Here is a 466-nt window from a genome sequence, read left to right on the forward strand (position 1 = left end):
GCCGTGGTCGATGAGCATGGTCGTACCCGGCATGTGTTCGCTGCGACGCGGGCGAATGAACTCTGGCTCGTGGACATCACGGAACACGGAACCGCGGAAGGCAAGCTCTACTGCTGTGCGATCAAAGACGCCTTCAGCCGGCGCATCGTCGGGTACTCCATCGACTCCAGGATGAAGTCCCGCCTGGCTGTCCAAGCACTTGAGAACGCGGTCCAGATGCGCGGTGACGTCGTCGGTTGCGTGGTCCATTCGGACAGAGGATCTCAATTTCGAAGCCGGAAGTTCCTGCGTGCTCTGGCCGGCCACGACATGGTCGGTTCCATGGGCAGGGTGGGTTCGAGCGGCGACAATGCTGCGATGGAATCGTTCTTCTCTCTCCTGCAGAAGAACGTCCTTGATCGGCGTTCCTGGATCACGCGTGAGCAACTGAGGATCGCGATCGTGACCTGGATCGAGAGGACCTATC

1 protein-coding gene is annotated in these 466 nt (G+C 60.1%); it reads left to right on the forward strand.

Going from position 1 to position 466, the window contains the following annotated elements; genetic code table 11:
• On the forward strand, nt 1-466 hold a 466-nt coding region (locus ACTXPP_RS14225; protein WP_443342783.1), incomplete at both ends, for an IS3 family transposase.

The sequence above is a fragment of the Candidatus Corynebacterium faecigallinarum genome (assembly GCF_052264515.1).
Lineage (GTDB): Bacteria > Actinomycetota > Actinomycetes > Mycobacteriales > Mycobacteriaceae > Corynebacterium > Corynebacterium faecigallinarum.